Genomic DNA, 17,569 nt, shown 5'->3' on the forward strand with positions numbered 1-17,569 from the left:
GAGGCGGGGCGACATGAGCGGTGTGAATCGGCGGGCGGTGCTCGGTGCCGTCGGGGCGGGAGCGGTGCTGGCCGGGTGCGGTTCGAAAGACGACGACACCACCGGCGGCGGGGACACCGGGACCAGCGCGACGACGGCGCCCGCCACCGAGGCGACGACCACCGCCGCCCCCTCCTCCGGCGGCGCCGCCCTGGCCAAGGCGTCGGATGTGCCGGTCGGTGGCGGGCTGATCACCGACACGCTGGTGGTGACGCAGCCGGAGGCGGGGACGTTCAAGGCGTTCAGCAACGTCTGCACGCATCAGGGCTGCAAAGTCGCCGAGGTGGCCGACAAGCTGATCAGGTGCAAGTGCCACAACAGCACGTTCGACATCGCCACCGGCGCGCCGACCGGTGGGCCCGCGCAGAAACCGCTGACCGAGACGGCCGTCAAGGAGTCCGGCGGCAGCATCGTGGCGGCCTGACCAATTCGGGTGAATTACCCGGAAGTGCGGCGCTCAACGGCCCCTTCTGCCCCAGAATGTCAGCACCATGGACTCTCTCCGGGCTCCCCGCATGCTGGCCGCCGCCGTCGTCATCGTGGCGGCATCCCTCCCCCTCGCCATGTCACCGCCCGCTGCGCGGGCGCAGGCCGCACCGGACGGCCGCATCCCCCTGTCCGTGCTGCGTGAGGCCACTCTGGACGTCCCGGCCTGGCCGGCCGACGACCTGCAGGGCCCGTCCGGCAGGGTGCGCTTCCACCTCGGCGAGGCGCCGGTCGAGCCGCGGACCGTGCCCGACGGCCGGCCACCGTACGGTGACACGGTCACGATCCTGGCGGTGACGTACGGCGACGTCGACCACGACGGGGTGGACGAGACGATCGTGGTGCTGGGCTGCCTGATCGAGGGCGGCAGCAAGCAGATCGTCGCCTACGACCGCGACCCGGCCGGGGCCATCGTCTTGCTGGGCCGGGTGGCCGCCACCACCGGCGAGGTCCGCGACATCCGCAACGCCGGCGTCCGGGTCGGTGACACCGGCGTGGTCACCGCACCGGTCGCGGACTACCAGCGCTGCTGCGCCGACGCCACCCCGCAGATCTGGCAGACCCGCGGGTACGCCCTGCGCCACGACCGCTTCGTCCAGGTCAGCGGCCCGACCCGGATGCCGGTCAACCCGCACGTGACCGAGACCCGGGTGAGCGCCGGCCCGCTGACCCTCGGGCCGCCGGACCACGGTTACCGGTACGGCACGGTCGACGTGACCGTCACGCACCGCCGCGGCGCCGTCCCCCGGCAGGTCAGCCTGCTGTTCTACCCACCGGCGGGCCTGCGCCGCACCGGCGACTGGCCGAAGACGACCGCCGAGCCGGACTCGTTCAGCGTCACGGTCGCCGCACCCCCGGCCGGCGGCAGCGTGACGCACACGTTCGCCTTCCGCCGCCCGGCCGCGGCCACCGGCGGCGAGCTGCCGATCGGGCTCGCCACGATCCCCGAGCTGAACCCGGCGATCCCGTGGAGCGTCGACACCACCGCCCCGATCCGCTGACCGACGGTCAGTACAGTGCGCGGCATGATGCCTGACGCCGCGTATTTCGATCAGTGGTACGGCGACATGGTCGCCTCACCCGCCCGGGACGCGATCATCATCCGGGCCATGGGACTGCCGCCGGAGCTTCAGGACGTCGGCACGCTCACCGGGCCAGGTCTCGCCGAGGTGACCGAGGAGCTGCGCCTGCCGGCGGGCGGGCTGCTGCTCGACGTGGCGTGCGGCCGCGGGGCGTACGGGATCGAGGTCGCCCGGCGGACCGGCGCCCGCCTGATCGGCGTGGACTTCTCCGCGGTGGCCGTGGAGCAGGCCCGGTCGATCGGCGCCCGGCGGCTGCCCGCCGGCCGGGCCGAGTTCCGGGTCGGGACGCTGCTGGCGACCGGCCTGCCCGGCGGTGCCGCGGACGGGCTGATGTGCGTGGACGCGGTGCAGTTCGGTGAGCCGCCGGTGGCCGCGCTGCGCGAGTTCGCTCGGCTCCTGAAACCCGGCGGCCGGCTCGCCCTGACCTGCTGGGAGGCCGTCGATCCGGCGGACGACCGGGTGCCGCCGCGGATCAAGGCGGTGCACCTTCAGCGGGATCTGCCCGAGGCCGGCTTCACCGACGTCCGGGTGCACGAGCGGCCGGTGTGGCGCGAGGCCGAGCGGGTGATGTGGGAGGCGGCGCTCGCGGCGCCCGGCTCGGACCCGGCGGTGCGGTCCCTGCAGGCCGAGGGGCGGCGCTCGCTGGAGACCTTCGACTCGCTGCGGCGCGTGTTCGCCACCGCCACCGCGCCCGGCCCGGAACGATAACCGAGACCTTAAGCGACGGTGCGATCTTTCGCATTGTTCCCGGCGGGGGCCGCGACGATCGTAGGTCCGTGAGTGAACCTTCGATCGACGTCGTGCCGATCTCGGGGCCGCCCGGGGTCGCGCGGTGGCAGGCGGTCGCCGAGCCGGACGCGGTGGCCGGCACGGCCGCGTTGTGGCCGGTCCCGGCCCTGCGACCGGACGTCCCCGAGCTGAGCCTGTACGTCGGACCGCAGTGGCGGCGGCGCGGCATCGGCTCCCGCCTGCTGACCGCGGTCCGGGAGCAGGCCACCGAGCCGCTGCTGCTCGCGGACGTGGTCGTGGACTCGCCGGGGGAAGCGTTCTGCCGGTGGCACGGGTTCCGGCACACCCGGTCCCGGCGCCGCCACCTGCTCACGTACTGCGACGTGCACCAGGCGTGGCTGGGCGAGCTGGTCGACGCCGAGCACCCCGGTTACCGGCTGACGCACTGGACCGGTGACCTGCCCGGCAGCCCGCACGTCGAGGAGCTGCTGCGGAGCCCGAGCGGTCCGGGCAACACCGTGCTGACCGCCGCCGAGGCGGGCGGTGACCTGGCGGCGTATTCCGTGGCGGTCGTCGGCGTGCTGGCCGCCCGGCGCGCCCGCCAGTACGGTCCGGCCGTGCTCCCCGGGCACCGCGGCCGACGGCTGGGCCGCTGGGTGAGTGCCGCCCTGATCCAGCGGCTGCGCGAGGTCCACCCGGACGTCACCGAGATCGAGGCGGCCACCGCCGAGGACGATGCGGGCCTGCTCGCCACCCGGGCCCATCTCGGCTTCCGGCTCGTCCGGAGCACCCGCCTCTACGAGCTCACGCTGCCCTGATCCGGCAATGAATGCGTCCCCCCATCAGAAACTCACCAGCGCAGGAGAGCACCATGCAGAACTTCACCACCCCCGCCCCGATCGCCGCCGTCCTCGACATCCCGGCCGGGCACATCCACGTGATCGCCACCGAGCGCGCCGACACCGCGGTCGAGGTCCGCCCGGCCGATCCCGCGAAGGCGCGCGACGTCAGAGTCGCCGAACAGGCCCGGGTCGAGTTCGCCGACGGCCTGCTGCGGATCGAGGCCACGGCCAGGAACCAACCCTTCGGCCCGTCCGGGTCGATCGAGGTGACGGTGCTGCTGCCGGCCGGTTCGCGGGTCGAGGCGAAATCCGCGTGTGCCGGGTTCCGGGCCGAGGGCCGGTTCGGTGACGTGGCCTTCGAGGGCGCGCAGGCCACGATCACCATCGGCGAGGCCACCCGGGTCCGGGTCGCCACCTCGGGCGGTGACGTCGCGGTCGGCCGGCTGACCGGCCCGGCCGAGATCAGCACCGGGCAGGGCGACATCCGGATCGCCGAGGCCGGCCGCGGCACGGTCGTGCTGAGCACCCAGATGGGCGACGTGTCGGTGACCGCGGCGCACGGGGTCTCGGCCGCCCTGGACGCCGGCACCGGTTACGGCCGCGTCGACAACAGCCTGAAGAACGACGGCGACGCGGAGCTGGAGATCCGCGCCACCACGTCGTACGGCGACATCGTCGCCCGCAGCCTCTAGGCGGGCAGGCCGGCGGCCGCGTCGACGAAGGCACGGACCCGCGCGGTCGCCCGGACCGTGCGCCACACCGGTCCCCATCGCAACGGCGGCGCGTCGTGGATCAGCACGTACGCGACGTCGGGCCGGGCATAGAACCGGGTGACGTGCGCGCCCACCACGAAGACGCCCTGTCCCGCGCCGACCAGGGCGAGCACCTCCTGGAAGGTCTCCGCGGCCGGCCCGGCCGGTCCCTCCTCGGCGGACGGGCGCGGTCCGGCCGGTCCCTCCTCCGCGGACGGGCGCGGTCCGGCCGGTCCCTCCTCCGCGGACGGGCGCGGTCCGGCCAGTCCCTCCTCCGCGGACGGTCGCGGTCCGGCCGGGATCGAGCACGGGGCGACGACCAGCCGCTCCCGGACGAGGTCCGCGATCGCGATCGACGCCCGGCCGGCGAACCGGTGCCGGGCCGGCACGGCCAGCATCCGCGCCTCGGTCAGCACGGCCGGGCCGCTGGTCAGGTCCGGTCCCTCGATCGGGAAGCAGCCGAACAACAGGTCGACCTCATCGGCGCGCAGCCGCTCGACCGCGCCGCCCACCTGCACCTCACGCAGCCGGACCTCGCAGTCAGCGTGCCGCCGCCGGAACTCCTCGGCGGCGCGCACCACCAGCTGCCCGGTCGCTGCGCCGACGAACCCGACGGTGAGCGTGCCGGCCAGACCCCGACCGTCCGCCACGGCCCGCGCCATCGCCGCGTTGACCTGCTCGTAGGCGGGCCGCAGATCCTCGGTGAGACGGCGGCCGGTCGGGGTGAGGGTCACCCGCCGGCTGGTCCGCTCGAACAGTGGGACACCCACCCGCCGTTCCAGCACCTGGATGGTCTGGCTGACCCGGGCCTTGGTCCGGCCCAGCCGCTCGGCGGTCCGGCCGAAGTGCAGCTCCTCGGCGAGCGTCAGGAACGTCTCGATCTCGAACCACTCCACCGGCATCCCCGCCATCGTCAAGCCACGCTTACCGAGCATGGCAGAACGCGGCGTTGTTCGGCGCGGCCCGATCGACGACGGTGAGGACATGTACGTCACCGACCACCACGCCCTCGCCGCCACCGACACCGCGGGGCTCCTCGCCGAGCTGCGCGACCGCACCGAGGTGATCGACGCGCTCTATCGCTTCGGCCTCGGCCAGGACCTCCAGGACCGCGACCTGCTCGCCTCCGCGTTCGCCGACGCCGCCGAGCTGGACTTCCGCCCGGCGGCGTCCCGATGGGGCGGCGAGGTGCCGCTGATGACCGGCCGGGACAGCATCACCGACACCATCCTGGACGGTTTCCGCGGCCGGGTGGACACCACCCACGTCGTCACCAACCCCCGCGTACGCCTCGACGGCGACCGCGCCCGGCTCACCGCCGTCGTCGAGGCCCAGCACCTGCTAACCGCGGACCACACCACGTTCGCCCTGCTCAAGAACCTTTACGACGTCGACCTGAGCCGCGCCGGCCGCCGCTGGCTGGTGACCTCGATGCGGATCGAGAACGTCTGGTACACCGGCGAGCCCAAGGCCATCTTCGGCGCCCAGGTGTAGCGAGCTTGTCATCCAGCTGCCCCTTCGCCGAACCTGAGGGCGTGCGCTCTGCCGGGCCAGGGCACGGGCATCCGCTGCCGATCATGAGGCCGGAGCACGGCGTGAAATCCTGCTGTCCTGGCCCTCCGGCCACGACAGCGCCATCATCGTCGGATGACGGCGGAACCCATGCTGCGCGACGCCCTGGAAAGCTGCGTCGACACCGGAGACAAGGTCGGTTTCACTCTGCTCGACGGCCGCGAGTTTCTCGGCTGGGTCGCCGGTGTCGACGGCGACCGAGTACTGCTGAGTTGGGCGCCGAGCCCGATGTTCGCCATGTCGACCAGCGGCACCGAGTGGAATCCCGACGACGAGTGGGTGCGGCTGAGCGCGATCGACGCCGGCACCGTGGCCCGCTACGACGAGACGTCACGACGATGGACGCCGTTCCACTGACCCGCACCGTCAGCCCTGTCGCGGAAGGACGCGGGCCACGGCGGCAGGCGAATGGCCGGGTGCCGCTACTCTTCGACCGTGTCGAGCCACGTCGATCGCCATTGCCGGGACGAAGGACCAGCCGATGTCTGGGCTGTTTCCGAGCGCACCGGCGGGATGGTCGAGCTGATCCTCCGCACCGGGCCGCCACGCCCCTTGGTGGCGACGCTCTCCGAGGCCGAACTGGCCGGCGTGGCCAGTGTGCTGCCGACAGTCGCCGACGCCGTCCGGCGCGGCACTTTCAGTCGAATCCAATTGGGCGCGGCCTTCACCAGCGCCATCGGCAGGGATCCGTTCAGGCAGGTGGCCACTGACCCAGGCGGCCGAGGGCTGTTCCCGTGGTGGGTGGATCTCCTGTACGTCGTCGTCGGTCTCGGCTTCGCCGCGGGTCACGGCAACTGGTGGCTGCGGGCCGCCGGCTGGGCGTTCGCCGCGGTCGCTCTCACCGATGCGGTAACCCAAGGCTGCCGCCGGATCCGGAGGCGGACCGCGGCAGGTGCGTGAGCTGCCTATGCACGGTAGTGGTAGGTCCGCCCGCCGTCGCCCTGGGTGAATCCGTCCGGCCAGAGGCCCAGCGACAGCGCGGTGTCGACGATGAACGCCATGCCGAGACCCGTCGGGTTCTTCGGTTCGGGTGCGTTGCCGATCGTCAGCTCATCGGGAACCCAGAGATCTACGCGGCCGGCCGTGCCAGCCTGTCGGCGCAACTCATCGCAAAGATCCTCGACGGCCCGTGTCTCACTCATGAGCCTAAATAAAGCACACCGGTTCGGGTCTGAGCGCGGACTCCTGTCGCGGAGCCGGTCCGGATGCGCCCTTCCTCGGACAGGAAGCGCCTCACTTGATCCGGACCGGCACCTGCCGACTCATGCGGACGACGTGGCTCGGGCAGGGCAACTCCTGAACGGGTCAGGTGTTGCGACGACCGCTGAAACCTAGGCGGTGGGGCCGAACCCCAGGACGTCCTTCCACAGCGCACAGTGGTGCTCGTCGCTGACCGTCCGGACCGGCACCGGGCGGGAGGCCCCGCCGGGCCGCAGCGACAGCGCCGACCCGCCGGCCGGGCGCAGCGCCGGCCAGTCCTGCGGGACACCGCGGGTGACGAAGGTGCCCCACCGCCGGATCATCTCGGCGGACAGCTGCCGCTGCGCGCCGCTCATCGAGGCGGTGTCCGGCCGCCACAGGTACGCCAGCTCGTACGCGTGCGAGGCAGCGTAGTCGTAGTCGGCCGGGGTGTCCGACAGCCGTGGCGGCGCCGGGTCCTCGAACTGGTAGTAGTAGGTCGGCGTCTGCCGCGCCAGGGAACGCGCCACGGTCAGCTGGGTGCAGCCGCCGAGCCCGCGCGTGCCGCTGTCGGTCAGCACCTGCCCGATCGCGTACGCCGCCGGGTACGCGCCGGTGAACCTCGTGATCGGGTAGGCCTCGGCGATCCGCGCCGCCACCTCCGGGCCGAACCGGACGGTGCCCGCCACCGGCGGCCAGTCCGGGCCGGTGGTCAGCCAGGCGCGGTAGGCCGCGTCGTCGTAGCCGGTCGCGAACGTGCTGAACGAGCGGCCCTCCTCCCGGTTGCTACCGATCAGCACCGGCACCCGGTTCCACCGGCCGCGGGCGATCGCGGTCGCCGGCAGCATCGGCAGCACCCGGCCGCTGACGTTCGGCGCGATGTACGACGTCTTGGCCACCAGGTCGGCCGCGGGGGTCGTACGCAAACAGGCCGCGACGTCGGCCGCCGCACCGCAACCCACAGCGGTGACGACGGCCGCCCCGCGCTGCTGTGCCCAGCTCAGCCGATCGACGTCGTGCGAGCAGTCGTCGGACTCGATCACCGCGCCCCGGAACAGCCCGGCGGCCGTCGGCGAGGCCAGCAGCGCGCAGACCGAGCCGCCGCCGGCCGACTCGCCGCCGATGGTCACCTTGCCGGCGTCGGCGCCGATCGCCGGCGCGTTGCGGTGCACCCAGCGCAGCGCGGCCTGCTGGTCGAGCAGCCCGTAGTTGCCCGAGGAGCCGTCGGCGCGGGACAGCGCCGGGTCGGCGAGGAAGCCGAGCGCGCCGAGCCGGTAGTTGATGGTCACCACGATCATGTGGTTGGCCGTGGCCAGGGCGCTGCCGTCGTCGTCGCCGGAGCCGCCGGTGAACCCGCCGCCGTGGATCCAGAAGAACACCGGCAGCCGGTCGCCGGGCCGCGTCCCGGCCGGTCGGTAGATGTTGAGGAACAGGCAGTCCTCACTGCCCCGGTTGCCCTGCGGGCAGTTCGCGCCGAGCACGGCCGTGTCACGCAGGCCGGTCCAGGGCGGCACCGGCTGCGGATCGCGGAAGCGCAGCGCGCCGGTCGGTGCGGCCGCGTACCGGACGCCGAGGAACTGCTCGACGCCGCGGACGGTGACCCCGCGGATCGTGCCGGCGTCGGTCCGGGCCACCGGCCGGGTCGCCAGCGGGTGGTCGGCGAAGAACTTGGCGATGATCGGGGTCGCGTCGATCACCGTGGGCGTGGCCGAGTCCGGGTTGGGCGTGGTGCTCGGCCAGGTGTGGCCGAGGCCGTCGATCCGGTAGTGCTCGACCGGCGCGGCACACCCCGGCCAGGTCAGCTTGGTCACCCCGGTGGCGGGCACGCTCGGCACCGGATCGCCGGAACACCTGTTGCGTACGGCCCAGGCACCGAGCCACGAAGGGATCGACGGGAGTCCCTTGGCGGGATTGCCGTCGTACGGGATGGTGCCGTCCGCCGTGCCGTGGAACTCCAGGATCGGCGTCGGCCGCATCGGCTGACAGGTGCCTCCCTGCGGATAAAATGCCCCGCTGACCTGGGCGGACGCGGCGATCCGCCCGGCCATCCGGCAGGCCAGCAGCCCGGCGAAGCCGCCGCCGTTCGACTTGCCGGCGACGTAGATCCGGGCCGGGTCGACGCACAGCCGGCGTTGCAGGTCGTTGAGCAGGTCGCTGGTGAACAGCACGTCGTCGGCGCCGGACGAGTAGGGCGCGCCCTGGAACGACGGCTCGCCGTCCGAGCCGATGGTGCCCTGCGGATAGGCGACGATCGCGTCCAGCCGGTCCATCTGGGTGAGTTCTTCCTGGTACGCGCTGGTGCGGGTGCGCCCGTGGAAGGACAGCACGACCGGTGTGGGCCGGCCGGCCCGGTAGCCGTCCGGCAGGTGCAGCAGATAGGTCCGGCTGATCCCGCCGCTCGGGATGGTGCGGGTGCTGGATGTCGCGGGCGGCCGGGCGCCGCAGCCGGTGGTCCGCACCGGCGTGTCCACGATCGTTCCGGGTGCACTGCCCGGGGCTGCTGGTGCGGGCGCCACCAGGAGCCCTGCCAGCAGAAGTCCGACCTTCACGGTGATGGGCCCTCCTCGTCGGGGCCCGGCGGCCGGAGTGCCGCCGGGCGGTGTCCACCACTGTGTCCCGCGGCCGATCGACGTCGGCCGTTGTGTTCATTCTGTCGAGGTTCCGGAACTCAGTAGACCTCGAGGGCGGACAGCTGGCCGGCCGGCCAGCCGGTGTTCCCGCTGAAGGTGATCCGCAGGTATCGGGTGGCGGTGGCCGGGACGGTGACCGTGGTGGTGTTCGCCGAGGACGGGTCGAAGGTGCGACCGGCGGCGGCCGACAGGGTGGTGAAGGTGGAGCCGTTGGTGCTGCCGGTGACGGCCAGGGTCTGGGTGCGGGCGCCCCAGGACGGCGGGAGCTTCAGGACCAGCCGGCTGACCGTGACCGCGGCGCCCAGGTCGACCTGGATCCACTGCGGGAAGGCGTTGTTGACGCTCTCCCAGTACGTCGCGTCGTTGCCGTCGACCGCGTTGCCGGGAGCGTAGACCTGGGTGTATCCGCTGGCCGACGTGCTGCGGCCGCGGGCCAGGTCGGTGACCGGTGGCGGCTTGGTGCCGGTGGTCGGCGGCGTTGGGCGTACGGAAGTCAGGGGAATCTGGCCTTTGAGCATTTTCCCGGCGTCCGTGGTGATCCGCAGGTAGTAGTCGGCGGAGCAGGCCGTGCCGTCCTCGTCGAGCGTCCGGATGCCGGGCGGCGCCGACGCGGGCGTCTCGGCGGTCTTGGCGATCTGGTTGCCCTCGTTGAACTCGTCGAACATCGACACGTAGAGGCCCTGGGCGCCGAGCCGGACCATGTTGTAGACGCTGCGCCAGTAGTAGTCGCCGTGCCGGCGGTGCCCGGCCGACAGGTCACCGGGCAGCACGCACGGCTGGTAATCGATGCCGTGGGCGTTGCAGTCGGCCTGGTCGGCGGTGTTCACGTTGGTGTAGAACCAGTCGAGCCCGGCCAGGTCGCCGGTCCGGCCGACCATCCACGGCGAGAGCATGTGGAAGGCGTGGTAGACGTCGAGGAACCCGGCCCGGCTGTCGTTCTTGCCTTCCCGCCAGTACGTCGGCACGCCGCCGATCACGTAACAGCCCTGCGCCTTGAACCAGTTGATCACGTCGAGGCAGGCGGCCGGGCTGAAGTCGTGGTTGGTGTCGTTGAAGCCGAAGCCCCAGATGCAGACGACCGGTTTGCCGTTCTGCCGGGCGTAGGCCCCGGAAGCGGTGTGCACCGACATCTTGCTCGTCCAGTCGGTCTTGAGCTCGGCCTGCATGGCCGACCAGCCGCTGACGTCGTACATGATGTAGAACTTGCGGCCGGTCCGCTCGGCCGCGGCGCGCACCTTCTGCGCCATCGCGTCGCGGGTCGGTCCCTCGTCGCCGAACGGGTTGAACCGCTGGAGCGCCGCGGTGTCGATGGCGTAGGTCCGCATCCAGTCGAAGTGGACGTCGACGGTCTGCTGGTCATAGGAGGAGAAGAGCGCGGCCGGCTGCCCGCTGCCGAGGTTCGGGTACGCCGTCGGGTAGGTGTGCGTGTAGTCCCGCACGTCCGGCCAGCTCACGATCGTGGTGTTGCTCGGCGACGGTGGCTGGAACCGGTCCCTGCTCCAGTGCCACCAGCCGCCGATCGGCGCCCCGTCGCCCGGGCAGGCGAACCAGCCCTGATAACCGACGCTGATCTTGCCGACGACGTCGCCGGGCGGGGAGGCGGCGGAGGCGGGCTGGGCGCCGGTCAAGGCCACGGCGGCGGGGACGAGGGCGGCGGAGGACAGCACGGTGCGGCGGGACACGGTCATGGGGGCTCCCAGTCAGGCCGGAGATATCGACGGACATCGTGACAGCGCGCGACACATGCACGCAACACTTGGACGAACCTTTGAAATATTTAGATAGCGTGCCGCCCGCTCGACGTCACCCGATAGTCCACGCACTGCCCTATGCTGGCCCGGTGGCAGCGTGTCCCGAGCTGGCCGTCGCACGCCGTTCCCGGCGGCGAGGGCTCTTCGGGGTAACCCCGAGGACGCAGGATTGACTACCGCAGCGCATCGCCGGCGCGCGTCAGCGCTTCGCGCAGCACGGCGCAGGCACGACCGGGCATCGTCGGGGCACGCTGCCGCCCAGCCGCCGGACAAGGTCGCCGGCGCCCTGGCGGACGCCATGCTCACGGTGGACTGGCAGCCCGAGCGGATGACGGCGGTCGTGCGCACGGTGGTCCGGGGCCGCGCCCGGTGGGCACGCCGCCTGGTCGACGCCGTCCTGCGGGCCTATCCCCGCGCGCCCGCGGACCGCCCTCGGGAGCTCTGCCGGTTCCTGACCAACCGGGGCGGCATCCCGCGGACGAGGGTGCGCCGTCGCCTGATGACGCCGACCCGGGTCGTCCGGATGCGGTGGGGCGCCCCGCCCATCAACGACCTCGCGGAGCTCGCCGCCTTCCTGGGCGTTGACGGCGACGCCCTCGACTGGTTCGCCGACCGCCGCGAGATCAACCGTCAGGCCCGCGACGAGAAACTGCGCCATTTCCGGTACGCCTGGCTGCCGCACCGTTTGATCGAGGCGCCGAAACCCCGCCTCCGCACGATGCAACGCCGGCTGCTCGACCGGATCCTCTCCAGGGTGCCCGTCCATGACAGCGTCCACGGTTTCGTGCCCGGCCGGGGCACACACACCTTCGCCCGGGCGCACGCCGGTCAGGCCGTGCTGATCAGCCTGGACCTGCGCGCGTTCTTCTCCAGCATCACCGCGGCCCGGATCTACGGACTGTTCCGTGGCATCGGCTATCCCGAGCCGGTCGCCCACGCGCTCACCGCCCTGACCACCACCCGGACACCCGCCCGCGTCCTGCGCGCCGCCCCCGATCCGCACCTCGCCGCGCTGCTGCGGCAGCCGCACCTGCCGCAGGGGGCGCCGACCTCGCCCGCGCTCGCCAACCTGTGCGCGTTCCGGCTGGACCGGCGCCTGAGTGGACTCGCCGGCCGGTTCGGCCTGACCTACGGTCGCTACGCCGACGACCTGGCCTTCTCCGGCACGCTCGACAGCACCGGCATCGCCCGGCTGGTCACCCTGGCCGGGCAGATCACCGGCGAGGAGGGCTTCCGGATCCACCCCGGCAAGACCCGGGTCCGGCGGCAGTCGCAGCGGCAGTCGCTGACCGGCCTCGTCGTCAACGCCCACCCGGCCGCGTCCCGCAAGGACTACGACACCCTGCGGGCCATCCTGCACAACGCCGCGGTACACGGGCTCGCCGCCGCGAACCGCGACAACCACCCGGATTTCGCCGCCCACCTGGCCGGCCGCGTCGCCTGGATGTCGCATCACCACCCGTCCCGCGCCGCGAAACTGCACCAGCTGCTGGCCCGGACAGCCGGCGATCAGCCCCGCGGCCCGTCGTCCGTCTCGAACAGCCGGTCGTCGTGAGCGCTGCCGCCCGGCTCCGGCTGCTCGTCGCTGGGCACGATGTCCTCGTAGAAGCCGAGATGGTTGCCCCACGGGTCGTCGAAGTCGGTGAAGCGCACGACTCCGGGCAACGTGGTTACCGGTGCGACGGACACGCCCAGTTCGGACTCGGCCCGCCGCACGGCGGCGTGCACGTCGTCGACGCGGAGCCGGACGCGGGTGGTCAGGGGCCGGAACGCTCCGGGCATCGCCACCACCTGCCACCACAATTCGGCCCCGGGCAGGACACGCCACTCCAGGAAGTCGTCGTGCGGCGCGAAATCCGGGTCCCGGCCGAACAAGGTGGCATAGAAGCGGCGGCCGGTTCCGATGTCGCCGACCGGGATCTGTAACGTCATGCCGATGGGCCGCACGTTCGCCTCCATCCTCGGACTCGTCCTCAGTGGCTGTCGATGGTGAAGTAGGCGGCGGTGAAATCGCGGGCGGCCAGGTCGGTGCGGCGGATCGCCCACATCGCCAGGCCGCCGTCGCCCCAGATCATCCGGGCGTTGTCGTCCTCGTCGAGCTGGAACAGGGTGACCCACTGCCGGGCCTCGTCGAGGAAGGCCGGGTCCTCGTATCCGTGGGTGCCGGCCGCGACCGGATAGGTACGGTACGCGGCGCTGACCTCCAGCGCGGCCTGGAAGGCGTCGGAGTAGCCGCCGACCTGATGATCCGAGCCGTATCCGCGGTAGGTCCGGACGATGCGGTCCAGTCCACACTCTCCAGCTCCGGCAGGAAGAACAGAAGTGTGCCGTCCTCGGGCAGCTGCACGTCGGCGTCGTAGGCGCTCAGGGCGGCGCAGTCCAGGCCGGCCACGAAGGTCATCGGTTCGCCGCCGGGCAGCAGCGGCCACTCCTGGCCGACCGGCAACGGCGCCTCGCCGCCGAGCTGCCCGGCCACCGGATCGCCCGGCAGCGCGGTCCGGAGCTGGATCGCCGGCCGCAGCGGCAGCCGGTCGAAGGCGTCCGCCACATGCGCGGGGAGGGCGGCACGGACGAGGGCGGGAAGCTCGGTGCGCCAATCATTCACGACCATCATGATCCGCTACGGCCGCGGTTTGAGGTAACCCCGGGTGAAGGCGGTCGCGACGGCGGCGGCGCGGTCGCCGACCTCGAGTTTGGCGTAGATGTGGATCAGATGGGTTTTCACCGTGGCCTCGCTGATGAACAACTGTTTGGCGGCCTCGCGGTTGGTCCGGCCCTGGGCGACCAGGTCGAGGACTTCGAGTTCGCGCTGGGAGAGGGGCTCGGCGGCGGGCTGGCGCATCTGGCCCAGCAGGCGAGTGGCCACAGCCGGGGACAGGACGGCGTGACCGCGGGCGGCGGCTTCGACGGCGCGGAAGAGTTCGTCCTCCGGGGCGTCCTTGAGCAGATAGCCGGTGGCGCCGGCCTCGATCGCGGGCAGCACGTCGCTGTCGGTGTCGTACGTGGTCAGGACCAGCACGCGGGCGGGCAGGCCGCGGCGGGTCAGCTCGCGGATCGCGGAGACGCCGTCGGTGTTCGGCATGCGCAGGTCCATCAGGATGACGTCGGGGCGCAGGTGTTCGGCGGCAGTCACCGCTTCGGCGCCGTCACCGGCTTCGCCGAGGACCTCGAAGCGCGGGTCGGCGCTGAACATGCCGCGCAGGCCGTTGCGGACCACCGGGTGGTCATCGACGATCAACAAAGAGATCACTCCGTGCCTCCAACGGGAATGGCAGGAACGCTGGCCGAGATCGCGGTGCCGCCGCCGGGCTCGGACTCGATGTCCAGGCGGCCGGCCAGGCGCTGCACCCGCTGCCGCATCCCGGCCAGCCCGTATCCCCCGGCGCTGGTGGCGCGCGTCCGCCGATCCGGGTCGAAGCCGACCCCGTCGTCCACCACGTCCAGCGTGACCAGATCCGCCATGTAGGAGAGGGTGAGTCCAACCCTCCCGGCCTGCGCGTGCTTCGCCACGTTCGCCAGCGCCTCCTGGGCCACCCGCAGTAGCGTCACCTCGACATCCGCGTGCATCGGCCGCGGATCGCCGGTGGTGGTCAGCACCGCGGCGATCCTGCTGACCTCGGACCAGCGCCGCGCCACCTCGCTGATCGCCTCCGGCAACCGGGCCTCGGCCAGCGCCGCCGGCTGCACCGCGTGCACGGTCTGCCGCGCCTCGGTGAGACTGTCCCGGGCCAGGTCGATCGCCGTCGTCAGGTGCTCCCGCACGCTGTCCGGCCGATCCAGGATCTGCTTCGCGGCCTGCAACTGGGTCAGGATCCCGGCCAGTCCCTGCGCGAGGGTGTCGTGGATCTCCCGGGCCATCCGCTGCCGCTCGTCGAGCACCCCGGCCTCCCTGGCCTGCACCATCAGCTGGGCCTGCAGCCCGGCGTTCTCGGTGAGCGCGGCCTCCAGTTTGGCGTTGGCCTCGTGCAGGGCGACCAGCGCCTGTCGCTGCATGTCGTGGCGGTGGCTGGTCATCTCGTTGAAGTAGAAGATGGCGCCGGCCAGCATCGCGGAGATCGCCCCGACGGCCAGCCAGGCCAGCCACAGGTTGTCGGCACGGATGTTCGCCAGCCCGCCCAGGAAGGCCGCCGCCGAGACGGTCGCGGTGGCCGCCGCGCCGACGTAGCGCCAGCGGCCGGTCAGGTAATGGACGGCCTGCGGGTAGCCGACGAACGCGAAGAAGCCGTACCAGGGGGCGATGGCCACCAGGCCGGCGGTGAGCGCCACCAGCCCGGTGTAGTAGAAGCCCATCAGCCCGGGGTTGCCGTGCCACCGCGGGTGCAACGTGTGGAACCAGAGCAGCCAGAGCGCCGCCGACGCCGAGAGCACGAGGACGGTCGCGAGCCGGGCCGGCTGCTGCAGCAGCGTGATGATCACGCTGACCGCCAGCAGGAAGTACGGCGCCAGCCGGAAGGCGAGGTTCTGCCGGGTCTCCCAGCGGTCGAACTCCTCGCGCAGCTCCGCCTCGATGCTCACCGGAGTCACTCCCAGCGGAACCAGCGGGCGGCGAGTCCACCGGCGACGACCGTCCACCCCAGCAGGACGATCAGGTGCAGCGGCTGCGGCCAATGGCCGGCGGTGGCGTCCTGCAGAGCCTGCACGCCCGCGCCGAGTGGGGTCACGTCGCTGATCGTACGCAAAATGTCGTTCATGGTGGCGCGGGGCAGCCACAGCCCGGCGAAGAACATCAGCGGGAAGAAGACCAGGGAGCCGATGGCGCCGGCGCTGCGGGCGGTCGGCGCCACTGCGGCGACCAGCAGGCCGATCGCGAACAGGGCGAGGGCCACCAGCAGATAGGTGAGCAGGTAGGCGGCCACCTGGCCGGGCAGCGAAACGTCGAAGGCCAGCCGCCCGATGGCCAGCATCACGAGCATGGTGAGCACCGAGAAGACGGTGGCCATCAGCAGTTGCGCCCCGATCATGACAACCGGCTGGACCGGGGTGGTCCGCAGCCGGCGCAGCACGCCCTTCTCCCGATAGGAGGCGAACAGTTGGGACAGGCCGCTGAGGGCGAACAGGGCGATGCCCATGGCCACGATGATCGGCAGGTACACGTCGATCATCCGCAGGCCGCCGAGCTCGGCGACCGGCTCGCGCATCGACGGCACCAGGCCGAGGATGGTCAGCAGCAGCGGGGCGAAGGTGACCGCGAAGAACACCACGATCGGCTCGCGAAGGAACAGCTTGGTCTCGGTGACGGTGAGTCTGGTCAGTGCGGACATGTCGGATTCCCCTCAGCGGCCGGTGAGTGCGACGAACGCGTCGTCGAGAGTGGTCTGCTCGACCCGCAGGTCACCGGCGGTGATCTGTTCCCGGGCCAGCACGCCGGTGACGGCGAGCAGCACGTTGCCGGTGCCGGTCACCACCAGCTGGTGGCCGGCCCGTTGCACCGAGACGACCTCGGGCAGCGCGGTGAGCAGGGCGTGGTCCAGCGGCGCGGACGGCCGGAACCGGATCCGCCGCCGGTCGTCGACCCGGGCGATCAGCCCGGCCGGGGTGTCCACGGCGACCAGCCGGCCGGCGTCGATCACCGCGAGCCGGTCGCAGAGCCGCTCGGCCTCCTCCATGAAGTGGGTGACCAGCAGGATGGTCACGCCTCGCGCCCGGATCCGCTCGATCAGCTCCCAGGCGTCGCGGCGGGCCTGCGGGTCGAGGCCGGTGGTGACCTCGTCGAGCACGGCCACCTGCGGGTTGCCGACCAGGGCGAGCGCGATCGACAGCCGCTGTTTCTGGCCGCCGGACAGCTTGCGGAACTGCGCGCCGAGCTTGCCGGTCAGGTCGAGGGTGTCGATCAGCTCCCGCCAGTCGGCCGGCTCGCGATAGAACGAGCTGTACAGCTCCATCGCCTCGCCGACCGTCAGCTTGTCGGGCAGCTCGCTCTGCTGCAGCTGGGCGCCGAGCACCTGGCGCAGCCGGTCGCCGTCGTGCTGCGCGTCGATGCCGCACACCGTGATGGTGCCGCCGTCGGCCCTGCGCAGGCCCTCGACGCACTCCACGGTGGTGGTCTTGCCGGCCCCGTTGGGGCCCAGGATGCCGAAGATCTCGCCGGGCTCGACGGCGAAGCCGACCCCGTCGACCGCGGTGTGCTCGCCGTAGCGCTTGATGAGGCCGTCTACCTCGATGATCGCCATGCCCATCAGCCTGCCGCCGGGGGCCGGTGTCCCGAATCGACTCGGTGGCTACCGCGCGGGCCGTCCGGGATGGACGCGCCGATCAACCGATCGGTGGATCGAATTTCCGAAACTTTCGGTACTAGCCTTCGCAACTTCTCGTTTGTTACGAGGGGCCGTTTCGAATGTCGACACCGGAAACCGCTGTGAGCTGCTAAGTCGTCTAGGATTCGCCCCGAGAGCCCGTCTTTAGTACCGATATATTTCCGGAAGTTGTTGACACTCGTGTACGCGCGAGCCAATACTCACGCTGTCGACAGGGATCGCCCACCGTCGATAACCCGCCTGGAGTCCCCGC

The 17,569-nt window shown here is 72.0% G+C and carries 19 protein-coding genes and 1 pseudogene; 9 read left to right on the top strand and 11 right to left on the bottom strand.

Going from position 1 to position 17,569, the window contains the following annotated elements:
- The first annotated feature begins 13 nt into the window (after nucleotides 1–13).
- The 5 genes from Aiant_RS44935 to Aiant_RS44955 all read left to right on the top strand — a co-directional run bounded on the left by Aiant_RS44935 (nucleotide 14) and on the right by Aiant_RS44955 (nucleotide 3,870).
- Nucleotides 14–463: a Rieske (2Fe-2S) protein gene (locus tag Aiant_RS44935; protein WP_189335406.1), complete on the top strand. Its 450-nt coding sequence runs from the start codon at nucleotides 14–16 to the stop codon at nucleotides 461–463.
- Between the two features lie 67 nt (nucleotides 464–530).
- Nucleotides 531–1,526, top strand: coding sequence for a hypothetical protein (locus Aiant_RS44940; RefSeq protein ID WP_189335405.1), 996 nt, complete (start codon nucleotides 531–533; stop codon nucleotides 1,524–1,526).
- 24 nt (nucleotides 1,527–1,550) lie between these two features.
- Nucleotides 1,551–2,315, top strand: a complete 765-nt coding sequence (locus Aiant_RS44945; RefSeq protein ID WP_189335404.1) for a class I SAM-dependent methyltransferase — start codon at nucleotides 1,551–1,553, stop codon at nucleotides 2,313–2,315.
- 68 nt (nucleotides 2,316–2,383) lie between these two features.
- On the top strand, nucleotides 2,384–3,154 hold the full coding sequence (locus Aiant_RS44950) for a GNAT family N-acetyltransferase (protein ID WP_189335403.1): 771 nt from the start codon (nucleotides 2,384–2,386) through the stop codon (nucleotides 3,152–3,154).
- A gap of 53 nt (nucleotides 3,155–3,207) precedes the next feature.
- Nucleotides 3,208–3,870: a DUF4097 family beta strand repeat-containing protein gene (locus Aiant_RS44955; protein ID WP_189335402.1), complete on the top strand. Its 663-nt coding sequence runs from the start codon at nucleotides 3,208–3,210 to the stop codon at nucleotides 3,868–3,870.
- On the opposite strand, the gene Aiant_RS44960 is transcribed toward Aiant_RS44955, so the two are convergent.
- The gene (locus Aiant_RS44960) at nucleotides 3,867–4,832 is read right to left on the bottom strand and encodes a LysR family transcriptional regulator (RefSeq protein ID WP_189335401.1); all 966 of its coding nucleotides are present in this window, start codon (nucleotides 4,830–4,832) and stop codon (nucleotides 3,867–3,869) included. The two genes, Aiant_RS44955 and Aiant_RS44960, sit on opposite strands and share 4 nt — an antisense overlap.
- Before the next feature lie 31 nt (nucleotides 4,833–4,863).
- On the opposite strand from Aiant_RS44960, the gene Aiant_RS44965 reads away from it, so the two are divergent.
- The 3 genes from Aiant_RS44965 (at nucleotide 4,864) to Aiant_RS44975 (ending at nucleotide 6,402) form a co-directional block, all read left to right on the top strand.
- Nucleotides 4,864–5,424 (top strand): nuclear transport factor 2 family protein, encoded by a 561-nt coding sequence (locus Aiant_RS44965; protein ID WP_229831204.1) that lies wholly within the window; start codon nucleotides 4,864–4,866, stop codon nucleotides 5,422–5,424.
- A gap of 153 nt (nucleotides 5,425–5,577) precedes the next feature.
- Nucleotides 5,578–5,859, top strand: a complete 282-nt coding sequence (locus Aiant_RS44970) for a hypothetical protein (RefSeq protein WP_189335400.1) — start codon at nucleotides 5,578–5,580, stop codon at nucleotides 5,857–5,859.
- 78 nt (nucleotides 5,860–5,937) lie between these two features.
- Nucleotides 5,938–6,402, top strand: coding sequence for a hypothetical protein (locus tag Aiant_RS44975; RefSeq protein ID WP_189335399.1), 465 nt, complete (start codon nucleotides 5,938–5,940; stop codon nucleotides 6,400–6,402).
- Nucleotides 6,403–6,407: 5 nt separating this feature from the next.
- Here Aiant_RS44975 and Aiant_RS44980 read toward each other — a convergent pair whose 3' ends face one another.
- From Aiant_RS44980 to Aiant_RS44990, 3 genes are all read right to left on the bottom strand, one after another.
- Nucleotides 6,408–6,644, bottom strand: coding sequence for a hypothetical protein (locus tag Aiant_RS44980; protein ID WP_189335398.1), 237 nt, complete (start codon nucleotides 6,642–6,644; stop codon nucleotides 6,408–6,410).
- 189 nt (nucleotides 6,645–6,833) lie between these two features.
- Nucleotides 6,834–9,230, bottom strand: a complete 2,397-nt coding sequence (locus Aiant_RS44985) for a carboxylesterase family protein (RefSeq protein WP_212846861.1) — start codon at nucleotides 9,228–9,230, stop codon at nucleotides 6,834–6,836.
- Between the two features lie 119 nt (nucleotides 9,231–9,349).
- The gene (locus Aiant_RS44990) at nucleotides 9,350–10,999 is read right to left on the bottom strand and encodes a glycoside hydrolase family 99 protein (protein WP_189335397.1); all 1,650 of its coding nucleotides are present in this window, start codon (nucleotides 10,997–10,999) and stop codon (nucleotides 9,350–9,352) included.
- 361 nt (nucleotides 11,000–11,360) lie between these two features.
- Here Aiant_RS44990 and Aiant_RS44995 point away from each other — a divergent pair, with 361 nt between their 5' ends.
- Nucleotides 11,361–12,617, top strand: a complete 1,257-nt coding sequence (locus tag Aiant_RS44995; protein WP_189335396.1) for a reverse transcriptase family protein — start codon at nucleotides 11,361–11,363, stop codon at nucleotides 12,615–12,617.
- On the opposite strand, the gene Aiant_RS45000 is transcribed toward Aiant_RS44995, so the two are convergent.
- From Aiant_RS45000 to Aiant_RS45025, 7 genes and pseudogenes are all read right to left on the bottom strand, one after another.
- Nucleotides 12,572–12,994: a VOC family protein gene (locus Aiant_RS45000; protein WP_189335395.1), complete on the bottom strand. Its 423-nt coding sequence runs from the start codon at nucleotides 12,992–12,994 to the stop codon at nucleotides 12,572–12,574. The two genes, Aiant_RS44995 and Aiant_RS45000, sit on opposite strands and share 46 nt — an antisense overlap.
- Before the next feature lie 41 nt (nucleotides 12,995–13,035).
- Nucleotides 13,036–13,491 carry a DUF1963 domain-containing protein gene (locus Aiant_RS45005; protein WP_189335394.1) on the bottom strand — a complete coding sequence of 152 codons (456 nt, stop codon included), beginning with the start codon at nucleotides 13,489–13,491 and terminating at the stop codon, nucleotides 13,036–13,038.
- A pseudogene (locus Aiant_RS47175) lies at nucleotides 13,398–13,676 on the bottom strand (DUF1963 domain-containing protein); the annotation flags it as partial. The pseudogene Aiant_RS47175 and the gene Aiant_RS45005, both read right to left, overlap by 94 nt.
- A gap of 6 nt (nucleotides 13,677–13,682) precedes the next feature.
- On the bottom strand, nucleotides 13,683–14,312 hold the full coding sequence (locus Aiant_RS45010) for a response regulator (RefSeq protein ID WP_189335393.1): 630 nt from the start codon (nucleotides 14,310–14,312) through the stop codon (nucleotides 13,683–13,685).
- Entirely contained in the window at nucleotides 14,309–15,577 is a 1,269-nt protein-coding gene (locus Aiant_RS45015) for a sensor histidine kinase (RefSeq protein ID WP_189335392.1), read from the bottom strand. Before Aiant_RS45015 ends, Aiant_RS45010 begins: the two co-directional genes overlap by 4 nt.
- Nucleotides 15,578–15,582: 5 nt before the next feature.
- A complete protein-coding gene (locus Aiant_RS45020) occupies nucleotides 15,583–16,323 on the bottom strand; it encodes an ABC transporter permease (protein ID WP_189335391.1) in 741 nt (246 codons plus the stop codon).
- Between the two features lie 12 nt (nucleotides 16,324–16,335).
- The gene (locus Aiant_RS45025; protein WP_189335390.1) at nucleotides 16,336–17,232 is read right to left on the bottom strand and encodes an ABC transporter ATP-binding protein; all 897 of its coding nucleotides are present in this window, start codon (nucleotides 17,230–17,232) and stop codon (nucleotides 16,336–16,338) included.
- Nucleotides 17,233–17,569 lie beyond the last annotated feature (337 nt).

Origin of the sequence: Actinoplanes ianthinogenes (assembly GCF_018324205.1) — a bacterium.
Classification (GTDB): domain Bacteria; phylum Actinomycetota; class Actinomycetes; order Mycobacteriales; family Micromonosporaceae; genus Actinoplanes; species Actinoplanes ianthinogenes.